This window comes from Alistipes sp. AM16-43, assembly GCF_003435745.1.
Taxonomy (GTDB): Bacteria; Bacteroidota; Bacteroidia; order Bacteroidales; family Rikenellaceae; genus Alistipes; species Alistipes onderdonkii.
On record NZ_QTUQ01000003.1, the window covers coordinates 500,413 to 522,472 of the forward strand.

Here is a 22,060-nt window from a genome sequence, read left to right on the forward strand (position 1 = left end):
ATATCGTTTTGTTTATTTCAGGTGGAACAATTTTTTGAACTTGTTTTTGAAGAACATGATGTAGGGCGCCATGCGCGACTGTACCTGCGGGGGTTCCTTGGCAGGGTCGTAGAGCATACCCGTGCAGAGGCACATGCGCCGGTTGTTGCGTTGCAGGATGTCGTAGTTGCAGCAGCCCTGGCAACCCCGCCAGAACTCCTCGTCCTCGGTGAGTTCGGAGAAGGTCACCGGCGTGTAGCCCATGCGCGAATTGAGTTTCATCACGGGCAGCGACGTCGTAATACTGAATAACTTGGCGTACGGGAATCGTCGTCGGGCCAGCTCGAATGTTCGTCGCTTGATCTGCTCCGCGAGTCCCATATGGCGGTACTCCGGGTCGACGATAAGCCCCGAGGTCGCGACGAAATCGCCGTGTCCCCAACACTCGATGTAGCTGAAACCGATAAGTTTCTCACCGTCCAGCGCCACGACGGCCTTGCCACCGGTCATTTTTGCGGCGATGTATTCGGGCGAACGCTTGGCGATGCCCGTGCCACGCTGCAACGCCGACTCGTAGATCAGATCGCAGATACGCTGGGCGTAATGCGCGTGTGACGGGTCGGCAAATACGACGCTGATAGAGTTGTTATTCATTTACTTTTATGTGGGTAAAATTGTGGTGTGAATCAGTTGTTGATACGGAAGGCACGCTGCACGCCCTTGATCCGCATGATGGAGTGAATGAGCGTGTCCACGACGCCCGCGCCGGGCACCTCGACGCTCACCGTGCCCCCGATGCACCCGTTGGCGAGCGATGAGAAGTTGATCGAGCGGATGTTGAGTTTCAGGTCGCGGCTGATGACCTCGGTGATGTGGTTGGCCATGCCCGTCGTGTCGGCCGCCACGATGCGGATCGAGACGCGGAAGGCACCCTCGGCCGTCGAACGCCAGCGCGCTTCGATAACCCGGTAGGGGTAGTTCTCGCGCATGCGCTTGGCATTGGGGCAGTCGTTGCGGTGGATCGTGATGCCCGAGTTGATCGTCACGAACCCGAATACGTCGTCGCCCTTGATCGGGTTACAGCATTTGGCCAGTTTGTACTGGATCTTCGAGATGTCGTCGTCGATCACCAGCGCGTCCTGCGGCGCGGTGCTCTCCCTGACGTTGTGCACCTTGTTGCGCTCGGCTTCGGCCGCGGCGGCACGGCGCTGTTCGTCGGCTTCGCCCGAGATATGGCGGGCGAGGATCTCCTTGATCGTGCCCAGGTCGACTTTCTGCGTGGCGATCAGTGCGTAGACTTCCGTGCCGGTGCGGACTTTGAAGTATTTGACCAGGTAGGCCACCGCCTCGTCGATGGTCAGCGTGAATTTCCAGTTCTTGAGCTTGCGTTCGAGCTCTTCGCGCCCCATGCGCGTATGTTTGGCCTGTTCTTCGCGCAGGTAGGACTTGATCTTGTTGCGGGCCTTCGACGTGACCACGAAGTTGAGCCAGTCGGATTTGGGCGTCTGGTTCTTCTGGGTCAGGATTTCGACGATGTCGCCGTTGTGGAGCTGTTCGCGGATCGAGACCGCCCGGTTGTTGACCTTGCCCCCCACGCACGTGGAACCCAGCGAGGTGTGGATGTCGAACGCGAAGTCCAGGAGCGAAGCCCCTTCGGGCAGTTTCCGCAGGTCGCCGTTGGGCGTGAAGACGAAGATCTCGCCCGAGGCCGGCTTGGCGTCGAAGCGCTGCGCCAGCGAATGCGTGGTGTCCTCTAACAGTTCGCGCAGGCGTCCCAGCCACATTTCGCTGGTCTGGGCTCCCTGGTTGACCCCCTTGTAGCGCCAGTGCGCCGCGATGCCGCGTTCGGCCACGGCGTCCATGCGTTCGGTGCGGATCTGCACCTCGACCCACCGGCCGCCGGCCGACACGGTGGTGTGCAGCGATTCGTACCCGTTGGATTTCGGGATCGAGATCCAGTCGCGCATGCGGTTGGGGTTGGGCGTGTAGAAATCCGTGACGATGGAATAGGCCGTCCAGCACTGCTGTTTCTCCTGCTCCTTGTCGCAGTCGATGATGATGCGGATGGCGAAGATGTCGTAGACCCCTTCGAACGGGACGTTCTGCTTGTGCATCTTCGTCCAGATCGAGAAAATCGACTTGGTGCGGCTCTTGATGTGGTATTTGATGCCCAGCTTGCCGAGCCTCTCCTCGATGGGCACCAGGAACCGCGCGATGAAGGCCCTGCGCTCCTCGGCGCTCTCTTCGAGCTTGGTGACGATATGTTCGTAGTCCTTGGGTTCGAGGTATTTCAGCGCGATGTCCTCCAGTTCGCTCTTGAGGCTGTAAAGGCCCAGTTTATGAGCGATCTGGGCGTAGAGGTTCATCGACTCCCAGCTCTTCTTGCGCCATTTTTCACGCGGGAACATTTCGAGCGAGCGCATCACTTCGAGCCGGTCGGCCAGCTTGATGAGAATCACGCGCGGGTCTTCCGAATAGGAAACCAGCAGGTCGCGGAAATTGTCGGCCTGTTCCTTGGCGACCTTGAGCCGCAGTTCCGAGATGTTCGCGAGGCCCATCGTGATGCCCACGACCTGTTCGCCGAAGCGGTCGCGGATGTCGGCGGTCAGGGCGAGGAACTCTTCGGCGGGGAGCCGCTTGTGGGCCAGGCGCACCACGTCGTGCAGGATGGCCGAGACCGTGGAGTTGCGGCCGAGGCCCACTTCCGAGATCACGACCATAGCCACGGCTACGGCATGGTCGAGCAGCGGCGTGCCGTCATAGCGGCACAGGCCCGTGAGCTTCCCGTCGGCGTAGACGAGCGCCTCGTCGACGAGGGCCCGGGTCTGCTCCGAGAAGTTCGCGCGCACGAGCGTGCGGAGATTTTCGTACCGTGAAAAGTCCATTTTTACCTAACCGCTTAACCTTGCTGGCAAAGATATGAAAAAATTTCATAAATTTGACACGTCAGACCAATACACAGCGTTATGGCAAATAAAAAGGATGTTTATGTTCCGACCGTGGGCGAGGAGATCGCCAATACGGTTACGCACGGGGTGATGTCGCTCGTGGCCCTCGTGGCGCTCCCGTTTGCCGCCGTGTGGGCCTACGTGCATGACCCCAACCCGGTTACGGCATCGGTTTCGGTGAGCATTTTCGTGATCTCGATCTTCCTGATGTTCCTTGCCTCGACGCTCTACCATTCGATGAACCCGGCCTCGAAGCACAAGGCCGTTTTCCATATCCTCGACCATATCTTCATCTATGTGGCGATCGCCGGCAGTTACACCCCGATCGCCTTATCGGTCATCGGCGGCTGGCAGGGGATATTCATCACCATCCTGCAGTGGGCGATGGTGCTGTTCGGCATCTTTTACAAGTCGCTGTCGCGCAACTCGATCCCGGCCATCAGCCTGACGATTTACCTGGTGATGGGATGGACGATCGTCTTGTTCCTGCCGCTTTTCGTGCGGCAGGCCTCGACGGCGTTGCTGGTGCTGATCGCCGCGGGCGGCGTACTCTACACGCTCGGCGCCTGGTTCTATGCCCGGCAGGGGTTTCGCTACCACCACATGGTATGGCACCTGCTGATCAACCTTGCGGTCGTGGCGCATTTCATCGGGATCGTGTTTTTCCTCTACTGACGGGGCCCGCATTGCCGTGCGTTTCGGCCTAAGCAGGGAACCCCGGAAAATATTCCGGACACCTCGGACACTTCAGACACCCCGGGCGTCCCAGGCTGCCGGGCGCGGCTGCGGGCACCGTGTCCGGTTGCCGGGTCAGTGCTTATAGACGGCGTAGATGTGATCCGCGGGCAGGGCGTACAGTTTCCGCTCTGCGTCGGTGAAACTCGCGGCGTAGTCGATATCTGCGGCTTCGAAGCCCGCGGCGCGCAGCCGGTCTGTGTAGTCCGCGCCGTAGATGCGGCGGTGGTCGTATTGCCCGAAGATGCGCGTGCGCTCATCGGGGTCGGTGATCGTGTCATCCTCGAAGGTCTGTTCGTAATCCGCCTCCACGGGCGAGAGCAGGATGCCCCAGCCGCCGGGTTTGAGGATGCGGTAGAGTTCGCCGAGCGCCTTGCGGTCGTCGGCGACGTGTTCGAGCAGGTGGTTGCAGAGGATGACGTCGACCGAATCATCGGCCAGCGGGATTTGCTGTACGTCGAAATGCAGGTCGGCCAGCGGGCTTTCGAGGTCGGCCGTGACGTATTGTCCCGGATGCCCCGCAAAATGGGGTTTCAGGTGGCGCATGATGCAGACCTCGGGCGCGATGTGGAGCGTGCGGGGATAGCATTTGAGCAGGTCAGTCTCGCGCGTGAGGTAGAGCCACAGCAGCCGGTGGCGTTCCAGCGACAGGCATTTGGGACAGAGCGCATTGGCGCGTGTATGTACGTAGCCGTAGGGCAGGAATTTCCGGTATTTGGCTCCGCATACGGGGCACTCGGCGCCGCGTCCCCTGTAAAACAGGCCCGCCATCGGCACGGCCCAGCCCGCGATGCGTTGCAGGAGCGGCCGCGGCACGTGGTTAAGCGTCCATTTGATCAGTTTCTTCATCGTCATTCCAGAATCTTCGATACCTCCTCTTCGGCCTTGTGCAGGCGCGCCTTGCAGCTTGCGATCAGCTCCGTGGCGCGTTTAACCTCGGCGGCGAGGCTGTCCACATCCATCTCTTCGCTGCGGAAGCGGGCGAGGATTTTCTCGATCTCGGCGATCGCCTCGGCGTAGGCCGGTTCTTTTTTCTTTGCCATATCTCTCGTGGTTTAACAACTGTTTCTCATTGTGTCCTTACCGTGCAGCCTTAGTTCCCTGCCCGAACAGGATTTCGCGGTAGCGGGCGATGTCCAGCCCGTCGTCGAACTTGCGGGCGAAAAGCGGGGAATTCCCCCCCCCTCGACTTGAGCACGGACAGTTGAGACAAGTCGCTTGTGGACAATGTTTTCGGGTGTGCCCCGGGGTGCGACCAGTCGGCATGGACAAGCGAATAATTCGCGTTGTACCCGGCAAACGGGGAGTCGCCGAGCAGCGTATGAAAAAATAGTTCATCGGCTGCATGGCTGTACCGAAATGCAGGGATAAACTCCGGGTGTGCAGCGAGGTAATCGAAGATGAAATCGCGCATACGATCCGTAATCGCAATCCACTGGCTGCCTTTCTTCAGCGGCGGGAGCCGGTCGAAAAAAGGGTTGTCCGCACGCATGGTACATTTCATGGCGATCCGCAGCAAGCGGCGGGCGAAGGTCGATTTGTCGGGGCAGAACCTTCTCCGGCGTACTCGGTCGGCCTCTTCGGGGGTGATGGACGGATTGGCCGAAATGAACTGCCGTCCCCGGGCATAGGCTTCCCGGAGTACCGTATGTATCGTTTCGGCAGGGTATAACGGCAGGGTGTCGCCCGAAATCAGGACGACGTAACGGAAACCCCCGTCGCGTGTCGCCGAGAAAAGCCGGAGTGTACTTTCTACCATGCCGAATCCGCCCCAGTAGACTTTCGTACGCGGTTCGACGAAACAAACGCGCCCGGTCTTGCCGAGTGCGGCAAAGGCTCCGATGTCCGCCTTGCCGTCCACATGGATGAACAGCCCGTTGCCGGGTGCATCGAGCTGGTGCACGAGTTCCGCCAGCACGGGCGTGTACTTGTGGCACAGCACGCAGAACGCGATCCGGAAAGGGGTGTCCTCTTTCATGGCGGGGTCATTTCGTTTCGGTGTATTGAACGGTGCCCTCGATGCGGCCGTCGGCGACCTCGATGTCGAGTGTGTCGCCTTTTCCGACTTGTGCGGCGGAGAAAACGGCTTTGCCGTCCGTGCGGACGATGGCGAAGCCCAGCCGCAGGATACGCTCCGGGGAGCGTCCGGCGACCAGTTCGGCCGCATTGCCGAGCCGGGACGTCTGGCGTGCGAGGAAATTCCCGGCACTGGCCGCGAGGGTTTCGCGCATCTGCTCCAGGGCCATTCCCCGTTGTCTGAGCAGCCCCTTGGCATGGAAGAGCAGGTGGCTGGACAGCTCCTGAAGCCGCAGTTCCTGTGTCCGCGAGGAGACCAGTACGTTGTCGCGCAGTTGCAGGGCGGCGTTGTCGAGCCATGCGTCGATCGTGTCCATCCGCTCCACCAGCCACCCGGCCACCGCCGTCGGGGTTTTGAGCGCCGTATGCGCCACCATGTCCGCCACGCTCGTGTCCTTGTCATGGCCGATACCCGTCAGCACCGGCAGCGGGAACTGCGCCACGTGGGTGCAGAGCCGGTAGGCATTGAAGCAGTTGAGGTCGCTGGCCGAACCGCCGCCGCGGATGATGACCACGGCGTCGAACTCCTCCATGCGGTCGGCCACGGCGCACAGCGCCGCGACGATCGATTCCTCGGCCGCCGCACCCTGCATGAACGCATCGAAGAGCGTGAGACGGAACCGGTAGGGGCTTTTGCCGATCTCCTTGCAGAAATCCTGGTAGCCGGCGGCATTGGCGCTCGAAACGATGGCTATGCGCTGTACGACGGCGGGCATCCCGACCTCGCGGTTCATGTCCCACACGCCCTCCTTGCGCAGACAGTCGATGGTCTGCTGCCGCTGCCGCTGCATGTCGCCCAGCGTGTAGGCAGGGTCGATGTCGGTGATCTGGAGCGAGAATCCGTAGAGTTCGTGGTAGTTGACGGCGACTTTGGCCAGGATCTTGATCCCTGCGGCGAGCCGCTGCCCGGTTTCGGCCTCGAAATAGCCCGCGATGCGGGAGTAGGCCGTGCGCCAGATCACGGCGCGCGACTGTGCCAGCGGCACGCCGTTATCGCCCCCTTTCTCGACGAGTTCCAGGTAGCAGTGCCCCGAATAGTTGACTTTGACCTCGGAGATCTCGGCGCTCACCCAGACGGGCAAGGCAAAACGCTCGTGGAGGGTCTCCTTCACGAGCCGTTGTAATTCCGACAGGGTGATATGGACGTGCGGCAGCATGGGTCAGCGCCAAACCAGTTCTACGGGACGGGGCATCCGCTTGCCCTTGGGGAGCTGGATGTGCAGCACCCCTTCGCTTGCGACGGCGACGCCGTTTTTCTGCGCCGGGTGCCAGTGCGGGGCTTCGGAGAGTGCCTTCAGCACGCGCCGCTTGAGGCGGTTGTCCGTCGATTCGAGCTCCTGCGCCAGGACGGCCTTGCCTTCGGGAGTTACGGTGTAGCGCAGTATGATGCGGGCTGCCGGTTCGTCGTCGTCCCATTTGACCTGCCCGGCGATGTACTCGTCGAAGGTCGTGCCGGCCTCGAAGACTGCGGGTTTGTCGTAGCGGAGCGAGATGAGTATTACCCCGTTGGCGGCTTTCTCCCCGTAGCGGGCGATGGTTTCCTCGTCGGCCGGCAGGGATTCGATATTTTCGATGTCGTCGGGCGGGATCGATTCGATCTCTTCGGTTTCGACGCCGTTGACGATATACAGGGGACGCTGCGCCACGGCGGAGAGTGTCGCGGCGAAGAGTGCGGATAGGAGCAGGATGTATCTTTTCATGCGGTGCTTTTTCCCGGTAAACGCATTCCCGGCGGGGAATATTGCCCGCCGCAGTATGTCCGGAGCGTATGCGGGATGATGCGAAGATAACGGTTTTGGTGCGGAATGCCAAATTTTTTTCCGGCGATATGTTGCCGCGGCCAGCCGGGCGATCGTGTCCGGCGGGAGGGGCGAATGACCTTCCCGGCGGGGTTCCCGGTGCTCTTCCCGTCGCAGCTCCCGATGCGGGTTCCGGTCGTGGGGCAGGTGCGATGCGGGTTACAGGATTTCCTCCCACATGAAGCGGACGACGTCGGCGCAGCCGTTGGCCTTGAAGCGAACGCCTTCCTTTTCGAGCAATTCCCGTTGCTGCGGCCAGCCGGGGGCGGTGCGCCCGGCGCTGTTGACCACGCGGTGGCAGGGGAGCCCTGCCGGGGCGGAGACCATGGCGCGGCCTACGCGGCGGGCGTGGCCGGGCATGCCGATCAGCCGGGCGATCTGCTTGTAGGAAACGATCTTCCCGGCGGGGATTTGCGCCACGACGGCGTATACCTCGTCGTCGAATGCCCGGCCTGTCAGTTTGTCGGTTTGCAATGTTTTTCGGTCGATAGCGGTTTGCGGCGGATCCCCCTGTCCAAGCCCGTTGGCCATGGAAGGCAGGGGTTGCCCCGGTGCAGCCGACCCGGACGGAGGCAGTACGCATGCGGGGATGGGGGCTCCCATGGGGACGGTTTTTACAACTCGCTTTCCTTCAGGCGCTCGGCGTTCTCCGCCACGATCAGGTGGTCGATCACGTCCTGTATGTCGCCGTCCATGAAGGCCGAGAGGTTGTAGATCGTATAGTTGATGCGGTGGTCGGTGATACGTCCCTGCGGATAGTTGTAGGTGCGGATCTTGGCCGAGCGGTCGCCCGTCGAGACCATCGTCTTGCGCTTCGAGGCGATCTCGTCGAGGTATTTCGAGTATTCGAGGTTGAACACGCGCGTACGCAACTCTTCGAAGGCCTTGTCGAAGTTCTTGAGCTGTGATTTCTGATCCTGGCACTGTACGACGATGCCCGTGGGGATGTGCGTCAGGCGGATGGCCGAATAGGTCGTGTTGACCGACTGTCCGCCCGGCCCCGAGGCACAGAAGATATCCTTGCGGATGTCGTTCATCGAGATCTCGACGTCGAATTCCTCGGCTTCGGGCAGTACGGCCACCGAGGCGGCCGACGTGTGGACGCGGCCCTGCGTCTCGGTCTGTGGCACGCGCTGTACGCGGTGTACGCCCGATTCGTATTTGAGCGTGCCGTAGACGTTCTGCCCCGTGACTTTGAGGACGACCTCCTTGTAGCCTCCCGCGGCACCGTCCGAGAACGATGTCATTTCGTAGCGCCAGCCCTTCGACTCGATGTATTTGGTATACATGCGCAGCAGGTCGCCGGCGAAGATGGCCGCCTCGTCGCCGCCCGTGCCGCCGCGGATCTCCATGATGGCGTTCTTCGAGTCCTGCGGGTCTTTGGGGATCAGCAGCAGTTTGATCTGCTCTTCCATCTGCTCGATGGCCGGCTCCAGTTCGGTGATCTCGCCGCGAGCCATTTCGCGCATCTCCTCGTCCTTGTCGTTGGAGAGGATGTCCTTGGCTTCGGCCAGGTTGGCCAGCGCCGTGCGGTAACGTTCCGAGGTTTCGATGATCGGCTCCAGCTCCTTGTACTCCTTGTTGAGCTGCACGAACTGTTTGACGTCGGCGATGACTTCGGGGTCGGTGAGTTTCTGCCCCGTCTCCTCGTATTTGAGTTTCAGGCCGTCGAGACGGCTCAAAATGCTGTTGTCTGCCATAAATCCTTATTTTGCCGGCAAAGATACGCAATAATCGTCAAACGGCAATGCGCGGTCTGAAAAAACGGGGTTACGCTTCTCCGTGGGGAGATTATTGCCCCGCAGGCCAATCCGACTCCCGGCGGGAACGAACCTGTTGGCCGAATTCCCGGACGGCTGCCTGCACTACGGCTTCCGCGAGTTCCCTCCCTCCGCTTTTGCGGCTTGTAACCGGCCGTATCCCGACATCCACGCTGCCGGGTAGGCCGTGCTGCCGCAGAAGCACGGAAGCAGGATTCTATGCTTCGTTCAGCTTTTTCAGCCAGTCCAGCGTTGCCTGTTGCCAATGCTCCTTGTATTCGAAGTGGTCGCGGATGCTCCAGCCGTGCCCGCCGGTGGGGTAGATGTGCATCGAGGCTTTCACGCCGTGCTCCTTGAGGGCGTTGTAATAGAGGGTGCTGTTGACGGGCGGCACCGTACGGTCGTCGTCCGAAAGCAGCAGCAGCGTCGGCGGGGTATGTGCCGTCACGCGGTTCTGGAGCGAATACCACGTGTCGCTCTCCGCATTGCGCCCGTCGCCCAGCAGGGCGTTGAACGACCCCTGGTGCCCTTTGCCCTTTTCGGCCGTGATGACCGGGTAGAAAAGGATCGAGAAGGCGGGCTTGGTCTCGGCCAGCGTCGAGGCCGAGGCCGCGAGGTGCCCGCCTGCCGAGCTGCCCACGATGCCGACCTTGCCGGCCGTGAACCCGGTGGCGCCCGCTTCGAGCCCCATCATGATGCGCAGCGCCTGTTCGACGTCCTCCAGCGGCACCTCGGGGTGGCCGTTGGGCATCCGGTATTTGAGTACGGCGGCCGTGATGCCGTTGGCGGCGAACCACTTGGCCATGTCGTAACCTTCGTAGTCGATGCACAGTTTCACGTAGCCCCCGCCCGGGCAGATCACGACGGCCTGCCCCGTCGCTTTTGCGGGGTCGGCCGGGAAGATGTAGAGCACGGCCTGCGAAACGTCGGCAATCCGGTTCGGCTCGGGTTCCCGTTCGGGCGTGGCGATGCCGTTGCTGTGGGGCGCCGTCGTGTTGTCCCAGATTTTCAGCGTCGCAGCTTGTCCGTAGTCCTGTGCGGCCGCCGTGCCTGCGGCGAGCAGGAGAGCGGCGAGCAGTGTGTGTGGTCGTCTCATGGTCTTATCGTTTTTGTCCCCGCAGGGCGGGGCGGGTTGTCCGGGAATGCGGGCGCGGATTCGACCGCATCCGCCGTGTCGGGGGCGTCGGTGGCGCCTTGCGCCGGGGTGCGTCAGATCACGATGTTGATGATCTTGCCCGGGACGACGATGACTTTCTTCGGGGCCTTGCCTTCGAGCCATTTCTGCGCCTCGGGCTGCGTCACGACGTCGGCCTGGATCTGGGCGGGCGTCATCGACGTGGCGTATTCTTTCTTGAAACGGAGTTTGCCGTTGACCGAAACCGGGTATTCGAAGGCGCTCTGCGCGAGGTGTTTCTCATCGTAGGCGGGGTAGCTTGCCGTGCAGACCGAGGTCGTGTGTCCCAGCGCTTCCCACAGTTCCTCGGCGATATGCGGAGCGAAGGGTGCCAGCAGGACGGTCAGCGGCTCGAGCACCTCGCGCTTGTTGCATTCGCCCAATTCGTTGAGGCAGATCATGAAGGCGGCGACGGAGGTGTTGAACGAGAAGTTCTCGATGTCCTCGCTGACCTTCTTGATCGTTTTGTGCAGCGTGCGAAGCTCCTTTTCGGTCGCCTTTTCGTCGGTGAGCACCAGCTTGCCGTCGTGGTCGTAGAACAGGCGCCAGAAACGGCGCAGGAACTTGTAGACACCGTCGATGCCGTTCGTGTCCCAGGGTTTGGACTGTTCGAGCGGGCCGAGGAACATTTCGTACATGCGCAGCGTGTCGGCGCCGTAGTTGTCGACGATGTAGTCGGGGTTCACGACGTTGTAGAACGACTTGGACATCTTTTCGATGGCCCAGCCGCAGACGTACCTGCCGTCCTCGAGGATGAATTCGGCGTCCTTGTATTCGGGCATCCAGGCGCGGAAGGCGTCCAGGTCGAGGATGTCGTTGCGGACGATGTTCACGTCGACATAGAGCGCCTGGGTCTGGTACTGGTCTTTCAGGCCGAGCGACACGAATTTGTTGGTGCCGACGATGCGGTAGACGAAATTCGAGCGCCCCTGGATCATGCCCTGGTTGACGAGTTTGCGGAACGGCTCCTCTTCGCAGACGACGCCCAGGTCGTAGAGGAACATGTTCCAGAACCGCGAGTACATGAGGTGTCCCGTGGCGTGCTCGATGCCGCCCACGTAGAGGTCGACGTTGCGCCAGTATTCGTCGGCTTCACGGCCGACGAGCGCCTCGTCGTTGTGCGGATCCATGTAACGCAGGTAGTAGGCCGACGACCCAGCGAATCCGGGCATGGTCGACAGCTCGTAGGGATAGCCCTCCGGCGTCGCCCAATTCGTGGCGCGCGCCAGCGGCGGCTCGCCCTGTTCGGTGGGGCCGAAGTCGGCGATGGGCGGCAGCTCGAGCGGCAGTTTGTCCTCGGCGAGCGGGCAGGCCACGTCGCCCCGGTAATAGATCGGGAACGGCTCGCCCCAGTAGCGCTGGCGCGAGAAGATGGCGTCGCGCAGGCGGTAGTTGATGCGTTTGCGGCCCAATCCGCGCCGCTCGATTTGGTCGAACATGATCCCGATCGCCTCCTTTACATCCTTGCCGTCGAGGAAATCTGAGTTGATTACTTTGCCCGATTTGGCGTCGTACGACTCCTGTGAAATGTCGCCGCCTTCGACTACCGGGACGATCTCCAGTCCGAAATGGCGGGCGAAGGCGTAGTCGCGCGAGTCGTGCGCCGGGACGGCCATGATGGCCCCCGTCCCGTAGCCGGCCAGCACGTAGTCCGAGATGTAGATCGGGATGGCCTTGCCGGTGAAGGGATTGATGGCGTAAGATCCTGTCGCCACGCCGCTTACGCGTTTGGTCTCGGCGATGCGCTCACGCTCGGAGCGTTTCTTGGCCTGGCAGATGTACTCCTCGACGGCCGCCTTGTTGTCGGGCGTGGTCAGTTCGCCCACCCACTCGTGTTCGGGGGCGATGACCATGAACGTCACGCCGAAGATCGTGTCGGGGCGGGTGGTGAATATTTCGAGTTTGCGCGCCGAATCCTTTATGTCGAAGAAGACCTGGGCTCCCTCCGAACGGCCGATCCAGTTGCGCTGGATCTCCTTCAGGGAGTCGCTCCAGGCGAGCCTGTCCAGCCCGTCGAGCATGCGCTGGGCGTAGGCCGTCACGCGCAGGAGCCACTGTTTCATCCGTTTCTGTTCGACCGGATGGCCGCCGCGCACCGAAAGCCCGTCGTGCACTTCGTCGTTGGCGAGCACGGTTCCCAGCTTCGGGCACCAGTTGACCATCGTGTCGGCACGGAACGCGAGGCGGTAGTTGTGGAGCGTCCGCTCCTTCTCCTCCTCCGGCATGGCGCGCCATTCTTCGGCCGTGAAATGCAGTTCCTGCGAGCAGGCCACGTTCAGTCCCTGGGTGCCGCCCTGTTCGAAGGCCGCGGTCAGCTCTTCGATCGGGCGCGCCTGCTGCTTGTCATAGCAGTAATAGGAGCCGAACATCTTGAGGAACGCCCACTGCGTCCATTTGTAATAGGCGGGGTCGCAAGTGCGCACCTCGCGATCCCAGTCGAACGAGAACCCGATCTTGTCGAGCTGCTCGCGGTAGCGGGCGATGTTCCGCTCGGTCGTCACGGCGGGGTGCTGGCCGGTCTGTATGGCGTACTGCTCGGCGGGCAGGCCGAAGGCGTCGTATCCCATCGGGTGCAGGACGTTGAAGCCTTTCTGGCGTTTGTAGCGCGAGTAGATGTCCGAGGCGATATAGCCCAGCGGATGGCCTACGTGCAGGCCGGCGCCCGACGGGTAGGGGAACATGTCGAGCACGTAGAATTTGGGCCGCGACGGGTCGGTCTCGACCTTGTAGGTTTTATTTTCCTGCCAGCGGCGCTGCCACTTGGGCTCGATCTCCTTGAAATTGTACTCCATAGCTCTTCGTAACGGTTTGTTTCGGATTTTCCTGCAAAAATAGCAAAAGTTTCTTGTTTTGTCGTCTTTTTTGGCGGCGTCGCGGCATAAAAAACGGGACGCAGCCGTTTTGGCCGTGTCCCGTCGCTGTTTCGGCGGTGCTGCCGGCCAGTCGTAGCGCGGTACGACGCATATCGAATAGGCTTTGCCGTGGCTGTGGTTGTGGCTGTGTATGTCGAGTTCTGTGTCGTTTTCCCGGAGCGTCGCCACGGCTTTCCCGCCCGGTGTCTTGCAGCCTGCGGTATGGGGGTCGAAGCCCGCAGGTTTCGGCCCGGTTCGCCTTCCGGGGTCGAGCCCGTACCTCATTCCCCTGTCGTATTCGAAGCCGCTATCGTGCTGATGACAAACCGATTGTTGAATTTTGCATAACTAATACTTATTATTTTGATGATTTTATAAATAAAAAGAATTGCAAGTCGGCTAAAATGCTGTAAAAAGGCGAAAAAAGATGTGCATATATATTGTATTTCCGAAAAATTGCGTACCTTTGCAGTCCATTTTGGACAATGGAGATAGATTTTTTAACAATTAAAGGACAGTTTAAGAAATGCCAACTATTCAACAGTTAGTGAGAAACGGTCGAGTGAGCATGGAGGACAAGAGCAAGTCCCCGGCACTCGCAGCGTGTCCCCAGCGCCGAGGCGTATGTACCCGTGTGTACACTACGACCCCGAAGAAGCCTAACTCGGCTATGCGTAAGGTTGCGCGTGTAAGATTGACCAACGGCAAGGAGGTCAACGCCTACATCCCCGGTGAAGGCCACAACTTGCAGGAGCACTCCATCGTGCTCGTCCGCGGCGGTCGTGTGAAAGACCTCCCCGGTGTACGTTACCACCTCGTGCGCGGTGCGCTCGACTCGGCAGGTGTCGACGGTCGTCGCCAGCGCCGTTCGAAATACGGTGCGAAACGCCCCAAGGCAGGTAAATAATCACGAGAAACATTAATTAGACAATTTTCGAATAAACAATGAGAAAAGCTAAGCCAAAAAAGCGAATTCTACTTCCGGATCCCAAGTTCGGCGACGTGGCTGTGACCCGTTTCGTCAACAACCTTATGTTGGACGGTAAGAAGAGTATTGCCTACACCATTTTCTACGATGCGTTGGAACTGGTGGGCAAGAAGATGAAGGATGCTGATAAATCTCCCCTGGAAATCTGGAAACAGGCCCTGGAGAACATCACACCCCAAGTCGAAGTGAAATCGAAGCGTATCGGAGGTGCGACGTTCCAGGTTCCTATGGAGGTTCGTCCGGAGCGCAAGATTTCTATTTCCATGAAAAACCTTGTCCTCTATTCTCGCAAGCGCGCCGGAAAGACGATGGCAGATAGGCTCTCAGCAGAGATAATGGATGCCTTCAACCAGCAGGGTGCCGCCTTCAAACGCAAGGAGGAGATGCACCGCATGGCCGAGGCCAACAAGGCATTCGCACACTTTAGATTCTAATAAGGAGACCGAACAGATGGCAACCAGAGATTTACATTACACTCGCAATATCGGTATCATGGCACACATCGATGCCGGTAAGACCACCACGTCGGAGCGTATCCTTTTTTACACGGGTAAAACCCACAAGATCGGTGAGGTACACGAAGGCGGCGCTACGATGGACTGGATGGTTCAGGAGCAGGAGCGCGGTATCACCATTACCTCGGCCGCTACCACCGCATTCTGGAACTATAAGGACAAACAGTACCAGATCAACCTGATCGACACTCCGGGACACGTTGACTTTACGGTCGAGGTGGAGCGTTCGCTCCGCGTGCTGGACGGCGCCGTTGCGACGTTCTGCGCCGTAGGCGGCGTAGAGCCCCAGTCGGAGACCGTATGGCGCCAGGCGGACAAGTACAATGTCCCCCGTATCGGCTACGTCAACAAGATGGACCGTACGGGCGCCGATTTCCTGGCAGTCTGCGCACAGATCAAGGAGCACTTCGGTGCTACGGCCCTTCCGGTCGTCCTGCCGATCGGTGCCGAGGACAAGTTCGAAGGATTGGTAGACCTTATATATAATAATGCGATCTATTACTACGACGACAAGTCCGTCCGCGATAACTTCGAACTGAAGGAGATTCCCGCCTCGATGGCCGAGGAGGCTGCCGAATGGCGTGCGAAACTCATCGAGGAGGTCGCTTCGACCGACGAGGCGCTGATGGAGAAGTTCTTCGAGGATCCCGATTCGATCACCCCCGAGGAACTGCTCGCAGCCATCCGCAAGGCTACGATCTCGATGCAGGTCGTTCCGATGCTCTGCGGTTCGTCGTTCCACAACAAAGGCGTACAGAAACTGCTCGACTATGTCATTGCGTTCCTGCCCTCGCCGCTGGATGTGCCCGCCGTGACGGGTATCAACCCCAAGACCGAGCAGGAAGAGGTGCGCCATGCATCGGAGAACGATCCGTTCTGCGGTCTCGCATTCAAGATCGCCACCGACCCCTTCGTAGGCCGCCTGTGCTTCGTGCGTATCTATTCGGGTAAGCTCGATGCAGGTTCGTACGTGCTCAACTCCCGCAGCGGCAAACGCGAGCGTATCAGCCGTATTTACCAGATGCACGCCAACAAGCAGAACCCCATGGAGACCGTATCGGCCGGCGACATCTGCGCTGCCGTAGGTTTCAAGGAGATCCATACGGGCGACACGCTCTGCGCCGAGAACGCACCGATCGTCCTGGAGCAGATGACCTTCCCCGAACCGGTGATCGGCCTGGCCGTCGAGCCCAAGACCCAGAAGGATCTGGACAAGCTCGGCATCGCCCTGTCGAAACTGGCTGAGGAAGACCCCACCTTTACGGTTCACACCGACGAGGATTCGGGCCAGACCGTCATCAGCGGTATGGGTGAGCTGCACCTCGACATCATCGTCGACCGTCTGCGCCGTGAGTTCGGTGTCGAAATCAACCAGGGTGCCCCCCAGGTCAACTACAAGGAGTCGCTTACCAAGACGGTTCAGCACCGCGAGGTGTTCAAGAAGCAGACCGGTGGCCGTGGTAAGTTCGCCGACATCATCTTCGAGATCGGTCCTGCCGACGACGGTGCGATGGGCCTTACGTTCGTTGACCAGGTCAAGGGCGGTAATATTCCCAAGGAGTTCATCCCTGCGGTGCAGAAGGGCTTTGCTTCGGCGATGACCAACGGTGCGCTGGCCGGTTACAAGATGGACTCGATGAAGATTACGCTGCTCGACGGTTCGTTCCACCCCGTGGACTCCGACCAGCTGTCGTTCGAAATCGCTGCCCGCAACGGTTATCGCAACGCTGCCCCCAAGGCCGGCTCGGTGATTATGGAGCCCATCATGTCCGTGGAGGTCGTGACCCCCGAGGAGAACATGGGCGACATTATCGGCGACCTGAACAAGCGCCGCGGCCAGATCACCGGCATGGAGTCGAAAGGCACCGCCCGCGTGGTGAAAGCCAAGGTTCCCCTGTCGGAGATGTTCGGCTATGTGACCGTGCTGCGTACGATCTCGTCGGGCCGTGCAACCTCGTCTATGGAGTTCTCGCACTTCGAGGAGGTTCCTGCCAACCTGGCTAAGGAGATCATCGAGAAAGCGAGTGGTAAACGTAAGGATATAGAATAAGCAAACATATGAACCAGAAGATTAGAATCAAGTTAAAGTCATTCGATCACAATCTCGTGGACAAGTCGGCCGAGAAGATTGTGAAGACCGTGAAGAGCACGGGCGCCGTTGTAAGCGGCCCGGTGCCCCTTCCCACGCGCAAGCAGATTTTCACGGTGAACCGCTCGACTTTCGTCAACAAGAAAGCCCGCGAGCAGTTCCAGCTCTGCACCTTCAAGCGTATCCTCGACATCTATTCGTCGACGCCCAAGACGATCGACGCACTGATGAAGCTGGAACTCCCTTCGGGTGTGGAGGTCGAAATCAAAGTGTGATAACGGAAGGCTTGTACGTAATTAGTATAGCACGAAAGATCACTTTATTTATAACAAACAATCGACAACAAATGTCAGGACTTATTGGAAAGAAAATCGGAATGACTTCCGTTTACAGTGCCGAGGGTAAGAATATACCATGCACTGTCATTGAGGCTGGGCCGTGCGTTGTTACGCAAATCAAGACCGTGGAGAAGGATACCTACGAAGCGGTACAGATTGCCTATGACGAGAAAAGTGAAAAGCACACCAGCAGCAGTTTGTTAGGTCACTTCAAGAAAGCCGGCACTACCCCCAAGCGCAAGATGGCTGAATTCAAGGGTATGCCCGAAGTGAATCTCGGCGACACGCTCACCGTAGACCTCTTCTCGGAGGAGGACTGGGTCGACGTGACCGGGATATCGAAAGGTAAAGGCTTCCAGGGCGTTGTGAAACGCCACGGTTTCGGCGGCGTGGGCGGCCAGACCCACGGCCAGCACAACCGTCAGCGCAAACCCGGTTCGCTGGGTGCGTCGTCCTATCCCTCGCGTGTCTTCAAGGGCAAGCGTTTGCCTGGCCAGATGGGTGGCGAGCAGGTCAAGGTTTTGAACCTGCGTGTTTTGAAAGTTATTCCCGAAAGCAACCTTATCCTCGTGAAAGGTTCGATCCCGGGTGCAAAAGGTGCTTATTTAACAATTGAGAAGTAGTATGGAATTAGCTGTTTTAAACACACAAGGAAAGGAAACGGGGCGTAAGGTAGTCCTTTCGGATGCCGTTTTCGGCGTGGAGGCTAATGACCACGCTATCTACCTGGACGTGAAGCAGTATCTCGCTGACCAGCGCCAGGGTACGCACAAGTCGAAGCAGCGCAACGAGGTTGCCGGTTCGACGCGTAAGCTCAAGCGCCAGAAAGGCACCGGCGGTGCACGTGCCGGCAGCATCAAGTCCCCCCTCTTCCCGGGCGGCGGACGCATCTTCGGCCCCCAGCCCCGCGATTACAGCTTCAAGCTCAACAAGAAGCTCAAGCAGTTGGCCCGCCGCAGCGCACTGACCTACAAGGCACAGGCCGGCGTCATCAGCGTAGTGGAGCCCATCTCGATGGAGGCCCCCAAGACCAAGGCCGTCGTTGCCCTGGCCGATGCGCTGAAAGTAGCCGACAAAAAGGTACTGCTGGTTCTCCCGGAGTCCAATGCAAACCTTCAGCTCTCGTGCCGCAACCTCCCCTACGTACAGCCCGTGCTGGCGCAGAACGTCTGCACGTACGACGTGATGAACGCTTCGGCGATCGTGATGGTGGAAGGCGCTGAGAATGTATTGAATACGATGTTAGCTTAAAAACGCAAGACACACAATGGAAATTATTATTAAGCCGGTTTTGACCGAGAAAATGACGATTCAGGGCGAAAAGTTGAATCGCTACGGTTTTATCGTTGACGTGAGGGCTAACAAGCTGCAGATTCGCAATGCCGTAGAACAGATGTACAACGTCGTCGTGACGGATGTGAACACCGTGAACTACATGGGCAAACTCAAGAGCCGCTACACCAAGGCCGGTCTCTTGGAGGGTCGCGCTAACAACTTCAAGAAGGCTATCGTCACCTTGAAGGACGGAGATAAGATAGATTTTTACAGTAATATCTAACGGAGATGGCAGTAAAAAAATTTAAACCTGTTACCGCAGGTACGAGACATAAGATTATCGGTACGTTCGAGGAAATCACGACGAACAAGCCTGAGAAATCGTTGCTCAGCCCCAAGAAGAGCTCGGGTGGACGTAACAACTCTGGTAAGATGACGGTTCGCTACATTGGCGGCGGTCACAAGCAGATGTATCGTAACATCGACTTCAAGCGCACGAAGGACGGCATTGCTGCAACTGTAAAATCTGTCGAGTACGACCCCAATCGTACTGCACGTATTGCACTTCTGGTATACGCCGACGGTGAGAAAAGCTACATCATCGCACCGAACGGCCTCCAGGTGGGCCAGACCGTAATGAGCGGCGCAGGCGTTGCTCCCGAGGTCGGAAACACGCTCTTCCTGAGCGAGATTCCGCTGGGTACGGTCATCCACAATATCGAACTCTACCCCGGCCAGGGAGCCGCCATGGCTCGTTCCGCCGGTTCTTACGCCCAGTTGCTGGCTCGTGAGGGCAAATTCGCCATCATCAAGCTGCCCTCGGGCGAGACTCGTATGGTACTCGTAACTTGCCGTGCTACGGTAGGCGTCGTGTCGAATGTCGACCACAGCCTCGAAAGCTCCGGCAAGGCAGGTCGTGAGCGTTGGCTCGGCCGCCGTCCGCGCAACCGCGGCGTGGTGATGAACCCCGTGGATCACCCGATGGGTGGTGGTGAAGGCCGTGCATCCGGTGGTCACCCCCGTTCGCGCAAGGGTCTGCTGGCTAAGGGTTACAAGACTCGCAACCCGAAGAAGACGACCTCGAAGTTTATTATTTCCAAGAAGAAAAAATAATTAAATAAGAGTACATAATGAGCCGTTCATTAAAAAAAGGACCGTTTATCGACCCCAAGCTCGAAGCGAAAGTAGTCGCCCAGGCGGAAGGCAACAAAAAGTCGGTCATCAAAACTTGGTCGCGTGCAAGTATGATCTCGCCTGATTTCGTAGGTCAGACGATCGCTGTCCACAACGGAAACAAGTTTATTCCGGTGTATGTAACAGAGAACATGGTAGGGCACAAGCTCGGTGAGTTTGCCCCCACCCGTAACTTCCGCGGTCACGCAGGTAACAAGAAAAAATAGGTAGAAAATGGGTGCAAGAAAAGCAATAAAAGCCGAGAAAATCAAGGCTGAAAAGAAGCAGAAGGCAATCGCTATTCTGCGTGATTGCCCGACCTCTCCCCGCAAGATGCGCCTGGTGGCCGACATCATCCGCGGCGTGGAGATCAACAAGGCATTGGGCATCCTTCGTTTTTCGAAGAAGGAGGCGTCGATCCGCATGGAGAAACTTCTCAAGTCGGCAATCGCCAACTGGGAGGCCAAGAACGAGAACGAGCGCCTGGAAGACACGAAACTGTGTGTGAAAGAGGTGTTCGTTGACGGCGGCCGCATGCTGAAGCGTATTCAGGCTGCGCCCCAGGGCCGCGCTCACCGAATCCGCAAGCGTTCGAACCACGTGACGATCGTAGTTGACAAAATGGTAACCGTAGAAAACAAGTAATCAGATGGGACAGAAAGTTAATCCGATAGCAAATCGTCTTGGTATCATCCGCGGTTGGGATTCCAACTGGTTCGGCGGCAAGGACTTCTCCGAGAAGCTGGTCGAGGACGCCAAGATCCGCAAATACCTGAATGTCCGTCTGGCCAAGGCAAGCATCTCGAAGATCATCATCGAGCGTACGCTGAAGCTGGTCACGGTGACCATTTCCACCGCTCGTCCGGGCATTATCATCGGCAAGGGCGGCCAGGAGGTCGACAAACTGAAGGAAGAGCTGAAGAAGCTAACCGGCAAGGAGATTCAGATCAACATCTTCGAGGTGAAGCGCCCCGAGGTGGATGCCGTGATCGTCGGCCAGAACATCGCCCGCCAGCTGGAGGGCCGCGTATCGTTCCGCCGCGCCGTGAAGACGGCCGTAGCGTCGACCATGCGCATGGGGGCCGAGGGTATCAAGATCCAGGTTTCCGGCCGTGTAGGCGGCGCCGAAATGGCCCGCAGCGAAACCATAAAGGAGGGTCGTATTCCGCTGCACACGTTCCGTGCCGACGTGGATTTCTGCCTGACCGAGGCGCTCACCAAAGTGGGTATCCTGGGTGTGAAGGTCTGGATCTGCCAGGGCATCGTGTACGGCAAGCGCGACCTGTTCGAAATCGCAGGCGCATCGGCGCAGGCTCCCTCGGGCGACCGCGGTGAGCGTGGCGACCGCGGCGACCGTCGTGGCCGTGGCGACCGTCGCGGTGACCGTCGCGGCGATCGTGGCGGTGACCGTCGTCGCAACAACAATAATAAGTAAGTCGGACCTTTTTAAAGCAAAACAACAATGTTACAGCCGAAAAAGACCAAATTTAGGAGAATGCAGAAAGGTCGCATGAAGGGTATTGCTCAGAGAGGAAACCAACTTGCAACCGGTTCGTTCGCAATCAAAGCACTTGAATCCGCATGGATCACAGGTCGTCAGATAGAGGCGGCGCGTCAGGCCATCACCCGTTACATGAAGCGTGAAGGCCAGCTCTGGATCCGCATCTTCCCCGATAAACCCATCACGAAGAAGCCCGCCGAGGTGCGTATGGGTAAGGGTAAGGGTAATCCCGAAGGGTTCGTGGCGCCCGTTACTCCCGGCCGTATTCTCTTCGAGGCAGAGGGTGTGCCCCTGGAAGTAGCGCAGGAAGCGCTCCGCCTGGGTGCCCAGAAACTGCCCATTACCACCAAGTTTATCGTAAGGCGTGACTACGTCGAAACCACAATCTAACGAGACGACAAGATGAAAAGTGCAGAAATCAAGGATATTTCGATCAAAGACCTGCAGGAGCGCATCGAGACCGAGAAGGCTCAGCTTGCAAAGCTGAAGGTGCAGCACGCGGTGTCCCCCGTCGAGAACCCTTCTATCATTAAGAAAAACCGCAGAGATATAGCTCGTATGCTGACAATCCTGCGTCAAAAAAACGCCTAATAAGGAATAGCTATGGAAAGAAATCTTAGAAAAGAGCGTATTGGGGTGGTTGTCAGCAACAAGATGGAGAAAACCATTGTGGTTGCAGTAGCACGTAAGGTGAAGCATCCGATCTACGGCAAGTTCGTCAACAAGACGACGAAGTTCGTCGCCGAGTCACTCGACGAGACCTGCAAGGAAGGCGACACCGTCCGTATCATGGAGACCCGCCCGCTGAGCAAAACGAAGCGTTGGAGATTAGTACAAATTATTGAAAGAGCTAAGTAA

26 protein-coding genes are annotated in these 22,060 nt (G+C 58.8%); 15 read left to right on the top strand and 11 right to left on the bottom strand.

Annotation, left to right across the window (positions count from 1 at the left end):
• Positions 1–12 precede the first annotated feature (12 nt).
• Entirely contained in the window at positions 13–633 is a 621-nt protein-coding gene (locus DW189_RS07965) for a GNAT family N-acetyltransferase (protein WP_055211731.1), read from the bottom strand.
• A 32-nt stretch (positions 634–665) separates the two neighbouring features.
• The gene (locus DW189_RS07970) at positions 666–2,864 is read right to left on the bottom strand and encodes a RelA/SpoT family protein (RefSeq protein WP_117507425.1); all 2,199 of its coding nucleotides are present in this window, start codon (positions 2,862–2,864) and stop codon (positions 666–668) included.
• An 81-nt stretch (positions 2,865–2,945) separates the two neighbouring features.
• Between DW189_RS07970 and trhA the strand changes: the two genes are divergently transcribed.
• The gene (gene trhA, locus DW189_RS07975; protein WP_117507427.1) at positions 2,946–3,602 is read left to right on the top strand and encodes a PAQR family membrane homeostasis protein TrhA; all 657 of its coding nucleotides are present in this window, start codon (positions 2,946–2,948) and stop codon (positions 3,600–3,602) included.
• Between the two features lie 135 nt (positions 3,603–3,737).
• Here the strand turns inward: trhA and DW189_RS07980 are convergent, their stop codons facing one another.
• The 9 genes from DW189_RS07980 to leuS form a co-directional block, all read right to left on the bottom strand.
• Entirely contained in the window at positions 3,738–4,511 is a 774-nt protein-coding gene (locus DW189_RS07980; RefSeq protein WP_026318485.1) for a class I SAM-dependent methyltransferase, read from the bottom strand.
• Between the two features lie 2 nt (positions 4,512–4,513).
• A complete protein-coding gene (gene xseB, locus DW189_RS07985; RefSeq protein WP_018696481.1) occupies positions 4,514–4,705 on the bottom strand; it encodes an exodeoxyribonuclease VII small subunit in 192 nt (63 codons plus the stop codon).
• Positions 4,706–4,755: 50 nt separating this feature from the next.
• Positions 4,756–5,640, bottom strand: coding sequence for a beta-1,6-N-acetylglucosaminyltransferase (locus DW189_RS07990; protein WP_117507429.1), 885 nt, complete (start codon positions 5,638–5,640; stop codon positions 4,756–4,758).
• A 7-nt stretch (positions 5,641–5,647) separates the two neighbouring features.
• Entirely contained in the window at positions 5,648–6,895 is a 1,248-nt protein-coding gene (xseA, locus tag DW189_RS07995) for an exodeoxyribonuclease VII large subunit (protein WP_117507431.1), read from the bottom strand.
• Positions 6,896–6,898: 3 nt separating this feature from the next.
• Positions 6,899–7,438 carry a TonB-dependent receptor plug domain-containing protein gene (locus tag DW189_RS08000; RefSeq protein ID WP_117507433.1) on the bottom strand — a complete coding sequence of 180 codons (540 nt, stop codon included), beginning with the start codon at positions 7,436–7,438 and terminating at the stop codon, positions 6,899–6,901.
• 258 nt (positions 7,439–7,696) lie between these two features.
• Positions 7,697–8,011 (bottom strand): MGMT family protein, encoded by a 315-nt coding sequence (locus tag DW189_RS08005; protein ID WP_055211723.1) that lies wholly within the window; start codon positions 8,009–8,011, stop codon positions 7,697–7,699.
• Between the two features lie 140 nt (positions 8,012–8,151).
• Positions 8,152–9,237, bottom strand: a complete 1,086-nt coding sequence (gene prfA, locus DW189_RS08010) for a peptide chain release factor 1 (RefSeq protein WP_018696477.1) — start codon at positions 9,235–9,237, stop codon at positions 8,152–8,154.
• A 277-nt stretch (positions 9,238–9,514) separates the two neighbouring features.
• Positions 9,515–10,393, bottom strand: coding sequence for an alpha/beta hydrolase (locus tag DW189_RS08015; protein WP_117507435.1), 879 nt, complete (start codon positions 10,391–10,393; stop codon positions 9,515–9,517).
• Between the two features lie 113 nt (positions 10,394–10,506).
• Complete coding sequence (gene leuS, locus DW189_RS08020) at positions 10,507–13,263, bottom strand: leucine--tRNA ligase (protein ID WP_117507437.1); 2,757 nt, start codon at positions 13,261–13,263, stop codon at positions 10,507–10,509.
• A gap of 586 nt (positions 13,264–13,849) precedes the next feature.
• Between leuS and rpsL the strand changes: the two genes are divergently transcribed.
• The 14 genes from rpsL (at position 13,850) to rpsQ (ending at position 22,060) form a co-directional block, all read left to right on the top strand.
• Complete coding sequence (rpsL, locus tag DW189_RS08025; protein ID WP_026318484.1) at positions 13,850–14,230, top strand: 30S ribosomal protein S12; 381 nt, start codon at positions 13,850–13,852, stop codon at positions 14,228–14,230.
• A 38-nt stretch (positions 14,231–14,268) separates the two neighbouring features.
• Positions 14,269–14,745, top strand: coding sequence for a 30S ribosomal protein S7 (gene rpsG / locus DW189_RS08030; protein WP_018696472.1), 477 nt, complete (start codon positions 14,269–14,271; stop codon positions 14,743–14,745).
• Between the two features lie 16 nt (positions 14,746–14,761).
• A complete protein-coding gene (fusA, locus tag DW189_RS08035) occupies positions 14,762–16,876 on the top strand; it encodes an elongation factor G (RefSeq protein ID WP_026318483.1) in 2,115 nt (704 codons plus the stop codon).
• An 8-nt stretch (positions 16,877–16,884) separates the two neighbouring features.
• Positions 16,885–17,190: a 30S ribosomal protein S10 gene (rpsJ, locus tag DW189_RS08040; RefSeq protein ID WP_018696470.1), complete on the top strand. Its 306-nt coding sequence runs from the start codon at positions 16,885–16,887 to the stop codon at positions 17,188–17,190.
• Positions 17,191–17,261: 71 nt separating this feature from the next.
• Complete coding sequence (gene rplC, locus DW189_RS08045; protein ID WP_022332118.1) at positions 17,262–17,876, top strand: 50S ribosomal protein L3; 615 nt, start codon at positions 17,262–17,264, stop codon at positions 17,874–17,876.
• Between the two features lies 1 nt (position 17,877).
• Positions 17,878–18,504 (top strand): 50S ribosomal protein L4, encoded by a 627-nt coding sequence (gene rplD / locus DW189_RS08050; RefSeq protein WP_117507446.1) that lies wholly within the window; start codon positions 17,878–17,880, stop codon positions 18,502–18,504.
• Between the two features lie 16 nt (positions 18,505–18,520).
• Positions 18,521–18,811 carry a 50S ribosomal protein L23 gene (rplW, locus tag DW189_RS08055; RefSeq protein WP_018696467.1) on the top strand — a complete coding sequence of 97 codons (291 nt, stop codon included), beginning with the start codon at positions 18,521–18,523 and terminating at the stop codon, positions 18,809–18,811.
• A gap of 5 nt (positions 18,812–18,816) precedes the next feature.
• Entirely contained in the window at positions 18,817–19,641 is an 825-nt protein-coding gene (gene rplB, locus DW189_RS08060) for a 50S ribosomal protein L2 (protein ID WP_018696466.1), read from the top strand.
• A gap of 17 nt (positions 19,642–19,658) precedes the next feature.
• The gene (rpsS, locus tag DW189_RS08065) at positions 19,659–19,928 is read left to right on the top strand and encodes a 30S ribosomal protein S19 (protein ID WP_009597568.1); all 270 of its coding nucleotides are present in this window, start codon (positions 19,659–19,661) and stop codon (positions 19,926–19,928) included.
• A gap of 7 nt (positions 19,929–19,935) precedes the next feature.
• Positions 19,936–20,346, top strand: a complete 411-nt coding sequence (rplV, locus tag DW189_RS08070) for a 50S ribosomal protein L22 (protein ID WP_018696465.1) — start codon at positions 19,936–19,938, stop codon at positions 20,344–20,346.
• A 4-nt stretch (positions 20,347–20,350) separates the two neighbouring features.
• Entirely contained in the window at positions 20,351–21,136 is a 786-nt protein-coding gene (gene rpsC / locus DW189_RS08075) for a 30S ribosomal protein S3 (protein WP_117507448.1), read from the top strand.
• A gap of 27 nt (positions 21,137–21,163) precedes the next feature.
• Positions 21,164–21,592: a 50S ribosomal protein L16 gene (gene rplP / locus DW189_RS08080; RefSeq protein ID WP_022332120.1), complete on the top strand. Its 429-nt coding sequence runs from the start codon at positions 21,164–21,166 to the stop codon at positions 21,590–21,592.
• A gap of 12 nt (positions 21,593–21,604) precedes the next feature.
• A complete protein-coding gene (gene rpmC, locus DW189_RS08085) occupies positions 21,605–21,793 on the top strand; it encodes a 50S ribosomal protein L29 (protein ID WP_009597619.1) in 189 nt (62 codons plus the stop codon).
• 12 nt (positions 21,794–21,805) lie between these two features.
• Complete coding sequence (gene rpsQ, locus DW189_RS08090) at positions 21,806–22,060, top strand: 30S ribosomal protein S17 (RefSeq protein ID WP_009597655.1); 255 nt, start codon at positions 21,806–21,808, stop codon at positions 22,058–22,060.

Excerpts from the sequence above, each read along its gene's own strand:
- DW189_RS07965 (WP_055211731.1), bottom strand. The coding sequence starts at position 633 with ATGAATAACAACTCTATCAGCGTCGTATTTGCCGACCCGTCACACGCG.
- DW189_RS07970 (WP_117507425.1), bottom strand. The coding sequence starts at position 2,864 with ATGGACTTTTCACGGTACGAAAATCTCCGCACGCTCGTGCGCGCGAAC.
- trhA (WP_117507427.1), top strand. The coding sequence starts at position 2,946 with ATGGCAAATAAAAAGGATGTTTATGTTCCGACCGTGGGCGAGGAGATC.
- DW189_RS07980 (WP_026318485.1), bottom strand. The coding sequence starts at position 4,511 with ATGAAGAAACTGATCAAATGGACGCTTAACCACGTGCCGCGGCCGCTC.
- xseB (WP_018696481.1), bottom strand. The coding sequence starts at position 4,705 with ATGGCAAAGAAAAAAGAACCGGCCTACGCCGAGGCGATCGCCGAGATC.
- DW189_RS07990 (WP_117507429.1), bottom strand. The coding sequence starts at position 5,640 with ATGAAAGAGGACACCCCTTTCCGGATCGCGTTCTGCGTGCTGTGCCAC.
- xseA (WP_117507431.1), bottom strand. The coding sequence starts at position 6,895 with ATGCTGCCGCACGTCCATATCACCCTGTCGGAATTACAACGGCTCGTG.
- DW189_RS08000 (WP_117507433.1), bottom strand. The coding sequence starts at position 7,438 with ATGAAAAGATACATCCTGCTCCTATCCGCACTCTTCGCCGCGACACTC.
- prfA (WP_018696477.1), bottom strand. The coding sequence starts at position 9,237 with ATGGCAGACAACAGCATTTTGAGCCGTCTCGACGGCCTGAAACTCAAA.
- DW189_RS08015 (WP_117507435.1), bottom strand. The coding sequence starts at position 10,393 with ATGAGACGACCACACACACTGCTCGCCGCTCTCCTGCTCGCCGCAGGC.
- leuS (WP_117507437.1), bottom strand. The coding sequence starts at position 13,263 with ATGGAGTACAATTTCAAGGAGATCGAGCCCAAGTGGCAGCGCCGCTGG.
- rpsL (WP_026318484.1), top strand. The coding sequence starts at position 13,850 with ATGCCAACTATTCAACAGTTAGTGAGAAACGGTCGAGTGAGCATGGAG.
- rpsG (WP_018696472.1), top strand. The coding sequence starts at position 14,269 with ATGAGAAAAGCTAAGCCAAAAAAGCGAATTCTACTTCCGGATCCCAAG.
- fusA (WP_026318483.1), top strand. The coding sequence starts at position 14,762 with ATGGCAACCAGAGATTTACATTACACTCGCAATATCGGTATCATGGCA.
- rpsJ (WP_018696470.1), top strand. The coding sequence starts at position 16,885 with ATGAACCAGAAGATTAGAATCAAGTTAAAGTCATTCGATCACAATCTC.
- rplC (WP_022332118.1), top strand. The coding sequence starts at position 17,262 with ATGTCAGGACTTATTGGAAAGAAAATCGGAATGACTTCCGTTTACAGT.
- rplD (WP_117507446.1), top strand. The coding sequence starts at position 17,878 with ATGGAATTAGCTGTTTTAAACACACAAGGAAAGGAAACGGGGCGTAAG.
- rplW (WP_018696467.1), top strand. The coding sequence starts at position 18,521 with ATGGAAATTATTATTAAGCCGGTTTTGACCGAGAAAATGACGATTCAG.
- rplB (WP_018696466.1), top strand. The coding sequence starts at position 18,817 with ATGGCAGTAAAAAAATTTAAACCTGTTACCGCAGGTACGAGACATAAG.
- rpsS (WP_009597568.1), top strand. The coding sequence starts at position 19,659 with ATGAGCCGTTCATTAAAAAAAGGACCGTTTATCGACCCCAAGCTCGAA.
- rplV (WP_018696465.1), top strand. The coding sequence starts at position 19,936 with ATGGGTGCAAGAAAAGCAATAAAAGCCGAGAAAATCAAGGCTGAAAAG.
- rpsC (WP_117507448.1), top strand. The coding sequence starts at position 20,351 with ATGGGACAGAAAGTTAATCCGATAGCAAATCGTCTTGGTATCATCCGC.
- rplP (WP_022332120.1), top strand. The coding sequence starts at position 21,164 with ATGTTACAGCCGAAAAAGACCAAATTTAGGAGAATGCAGAAAGGTCGC.
- rpmC (WP_009597619.1), top strand. The coding sequence starts at position 21,605 with ATGAAAAGTGCAGAAATCAAGGATATTTCGATCAAAGACCTGCAGGAG.
- rpsQ (WP_009597655.1), top strand. The coding sequence starts at position 21,806 with ATGGAAAGAAATCTTAGAAAAGAGCGTATTGGGGTGGTTGTCAGCAAC.